This is a genomic window from Escherichia sp. AM3 (genome assembly GCF_032029835.1).
Classification (GTDB): Bacteria; Pseudomonadota; Gammaproteobacteria; order Enterobacterales; family Enterobacteriaceae; genus Escherichia; species Escherichia coli.
The window spans coordinates 1-4,214 of record NZ_JAVUPQ010000135.1 but is presented as its reverse complement, the minus strand read 5'-3'; the positions used below and the strand labels follow the sequence as shown (position 1 = coordinate 4,214).

The following is a 4,214-nucleotide window of genomic DNA, read 5'->3' as shown; positions in this document are numbered from 1 at the left end:
TACCTCTACCTCTTTTTCGGTCAGGATCACCACGCAAGGTTCACTGCTGCTCAATTGCATTTCGCACTCCTCAGATATCAGAAACTCCGCTCAAAGGATCTATGCTTCCTGCATGAGTGATCGGCCCGTTCGCCGATAACGATCTTCTTTCTTTAGCACGCTTTTTAGCAATTAATCTTGATGGAATTCTGATGAGAGCGAAAGAGGTAAGCCAGGTCGTACCCGACTTACCTGGAGGAGATTTAATACTCGAGAATGCCGTGCGCGACGGGCAAATAGCGCAGAGAGAAATAGAGAGTGTCTTTACCGCAAGAGGAACGTTTCGCTAACAGCGAGGCAATTTCTGCGTCCGGTTTCGGTTTCGCTGTAAAGGTTTTGCCTTTGCCGGCGACAAAAAGTTCATAAACAACGCCGCTGGCAGGGGCGGGACTTTGGCAATCGGCGCTGGCCTGTAAATAACGTTCACGCTGTTCAGCGGTCAGTTTATCCACGCCGCTGCCATCCTGTACCCAGACATTAACGCCGGTTGCTTTAACGTGTTCCAGCAGTTGGCGATAGCCATCGGGCGACATGTTTCCGGCGAAAAAACTACTGATATAAACCGGTTTTGCTGAAACATCGCTAATCAGCCGCTGCGCGTTGTTTAACCATGTTAGCAAAGGCTGACGGGCGGCTTCGCTGCGCCAGTTCAGGTCGTCAATTTCCGCGCTGATGTACCAGCCATCCGGCGTTATGCCAGGCGCGGCGCTCCATAATCTGGCTTGCTGGAGATCGGCAGCCAGCAGGCGATTAAGATAGCTTTCCAGCGCTGCGGACGACTGTTTCTGGTGCATAAAAAATTCCGGATCGGCGTTCAGCCCGACAATAAGCTTCAGACCAGCCTGTTGCGCAGCTGCGGCCCGCTTAAACAATAACGTGCGCTGTTCTGGCTGGGTAAATGCATCACCGTAACGGGTCCATTGCAAAACAAGGGTATCGAAGCCTTGCAAACGTAACTGACTCATCAGCCCCTGCCACTGGGTATCGGTAACCTGACTATCTCGGTTTTGTGGTTGCCAGATAATACCTTTCATCGCAAAGGAAAAAGGGCTGACCAAAAGCAGTGTCAGCAATACGAAAATGAACTTACGCATTTACCAGTGCACTCCAATGGTGAGAAACGCGTTGTTGCGCTCTCCGTTACGTTGATTAATCGCCTTAAAGGTATGTTGATACTCGACGCCGAGACTGACTTTGTGCGGCCAGGCGTCGTAGTGCGTCTCGCCGGTCCAGATATTCCAGCGGACCCCGACTCCGCCAAGCTGCGCGCCCTGAGTGCCTTTATCACGATAGCCGTTGTCCTGAACGTGAGCGTAAGGCTCAATAGTCTGTCCGTTAGCTACCTTCTGATGCCAGCTGACGCGATAATCTGCCGTCCACGCCTGAATATCCTGGCGGATATATTGCGCCGCATCGAGGTACAGGTTTTGGGCAAACCAGCCTGAACCGTTCGGGTGCCATTCGTCGCTGTATTTGCCGCCATTAAAGAATGAGGCGCTGGCGCGCAGCATGGTATCGGATGCGCCATTTTGGCCGTTCAGCGGCAACTGCTGTTCGACGGCGATGAAAAAGATCTGATCGCGCAGCGGCTTCCAGCGCAGACCGGTGCCGGACATCGGATTTTTCACCGGCATCATCACCCCGTTTTCTCCGGTATCGGCAAAGACGCGGCTATAAACTGAGAGCAGGTCGCCTTCCAGCAGCATATTGCGTCCGATGCGGTACTCGGCTTCCAGTTGTCCGTAGCTACGATAGCTTTTCCCTGGCGCTGCGCCGCCGACATTATTGTTAGCGGTACTCATTGCGCCGGAACGCAAGCCGATGGAAGAATCGAAACTGAACGTCCAGCGGCGACCGACCTCCTCATGCAAACGGCGGAAATTGAAGCGTTGTTGATTTTGTTCTGGGGTCAGTGGGGTTATCAGCGCCTGATTATCAATGTCATCAATCACCAGCCGGGCGTAGTGCTGCGTCGCAGGCATGTCATCCAGACGCTGGTTCACGTAGGCCAGTTGTCGGATCAGTGCCGGATCGTCCGGAAGCCCTTTATGCGCCGGTTCGAGCATTTCCCGCGACTGTGCGATATCACCGCTATCCCACAAGGCGTAACCAAGCGCTGCCTGGGTGTTGCTATTATTCGGTTCCAGTTCCAGCGCGGCGCGCAAATCACTCACCGCGGCCGGGACATTATGACGTTGGCGATAAATTGTCGCCCGCGCAACGTAAGCGTTGGCAGAAGGCGCAATATTGATTGAGCGCGTGAGATCGTTCAGTGCGAGTTCCGGCTGACCAGGAATGTAACGTTGCGCATGCAGCCACCAGTAGAGGGCATTGCTTCCCAGTCCACGTTTTTCTGCCTGTTGTAGCCAGCGATCGCGAGCCGCACCATTTCCTGCCGTCTGGGCGGTATTGGCAGCAGCAAGCAGATCCTCATTGCTCATGTCGTGAAGACTGATTTTCTGCCAGGCCGCCAGTGCGGTGGCGTAGTCCTCAACCTGATACGCCTGATAGGCTACCGCACGATGTTGCCAGGCGCTCGGTTGTCGTTGTTCGGCCTGAAGCCATGCATACAACGCCACACCGGGTAGCGTGTCCCGATAACACTTTGCCAGACGGTTCCAGGCGGCGGCATCGTAGGAAGGCGACATATCGCCCAGCAAGCGAACTATTGCCGGGCAATTATCTGCAATACCCGGCAACTGACTTTGCCACTGACGTTGCTCCGCCAGCGGTAAGGGTTTCGATAAAATCGCCACCTTCGCCGGCGTTGCCAGGTAAGGATGACTTTCCAGCAGAGACGCCAGTCGCGCCATTAAAGTCTGGCTGACACGCGCATCGCCCTGGAAAGGATAGCGTTGCAGCAATAAATCGGCAGCTTCGCGTGACTGCTCGTTCTGCATCAGTTGCCAGGTTAGTTGATCCAGGCGGGTAAGATTTGCCGGTTCTTGCTGATACAGCAATCGTGCCAGACGCAGAGCTTCAGCCTTGTTACGGGTCGCCACGCTGACAGCATAACGCTCCTCAAGCATTTCATTGGCGGGGAGGGTGGCGAGCAGTTTTTGCGCTGCGTCGTACTGACCTTCTTTTAACAGCACCGGTAGCGTCGCGCCAACAACATACTGGCGGTTGTCGGCAAACTGTACCGTATAATTCGCCAACGCCTGAACGGGGTTAGCGCTGTATTTAGATAACAGATAGAGCCAACTTTTCTCTTGTGCGTCCGTGGTAAATAGTGGCTTATTTTCAATGAGATAATGCTGGAGGCGTGCTTTTTCGCCACGATAAGCCAGCGCGGTCGCGTAAGTAATATATGACTGAGGATCGGTGAAGATCCCCTGTGATTGCAGTGCCAGGATCCGATCGTCCAGCTGCCCGGCAAGAAGCACGTCAAACCACTGACGGCGTTCTGCCGCGCTTAATGTGTTCTGCTGGCGTGCTTCATTGTATAGCGTATCTGCCTGGGACCATTGTTTCAGGTAGATTGCCCGTTGCAGCAGATCGGTTCGCAGCGTTTTTCCTTCCGGCGATGCAGCAAACGTCGCATCGTTCAGTTGCGCTCTGGCGACAGGTAACTGTGCCAGCCGCAGGGCATTCTGCCCGACTTCACTGCGACAACGCAGGGTCGGCGCAGCATCGCACGCTTTTTGCTGGGCAAGCAGTTCTTCAACTGTCGTAACGCTTTTCACTTCAACCGGAATAGCCGCCAGACTGCGCTCAAGTCGGGCATCTCCTGGGTGACGTTTCAGTTGATCCTCAAGCAACAGCCGCGCCCGGTCATCATGACCAAAATGGCGATAGGCTTCCGCAAGGTATAAAGTCAGCGGAATATTATCCGGCACCTGCTGGTGTATATATTCAAATTCGCGGATGGCGGTTGCTTCGTCGTTATTTTTCTGTGCCTTCAGCGCTTTATCGAGACGGGGATAAATAACAAAATGGCGATAATCGCTCAGCCCCAGCTCTTCTGCGCTGGTGCCGATATTGTCTGCGAGTGCGCTGGTACTCAATAAAGACGTCAGCAGTAAACCAGACCATCCGATGACGCGATTAAGGTTATTCTCCTTCATTTTCGGACTCCAGTTGCGCAACCTGTTCTGTGTTTAAACCTGCTTTGAGTAATAGTGATTGCATCGAAACTTGTAATTCGCGTTGAATTGTCAGGACGCGATCCAACG

Annotated in this window: 3 protein-coding genes; all 3 read right to left on the bottom strand. The window is 53.7% G+C overall.

The window, feature by feature from the left end:
• Window positions 1–242: 242 nt before the first annotated feature.
• The gene (locus RTW80_RS22695; RefSeq protein WP_001224604.1) at window positions 243–1,133 is read right to left on the bottom strand and encodes a DUF4434 family protein; all 891 of its coding nucleotides are present in this window, start codon (window positions 1,131–1,133) and stop codon (window positions 243–245) included.
• A complete protein-coding gene (gene nfrA, locus RTW80_RS22690) occupies window positions 1,134–4,106 on the bottom strand; it encodes a bacteriophage adsorption protein NfrA (protein WP_001333623.1) in 2,973 nt (990 codons plus the stop codon).
• The coding region (locus tag RTW80_RS22685) for a hypothetical protein (RefSeq protein WP_312720296.1) at window positions 4,093–4,214 on the bottom strand (122 nt) is incomplete at its 5' end. The genes nfrA and RTW80_RS22685, both read right to left, overlap by 14 nt.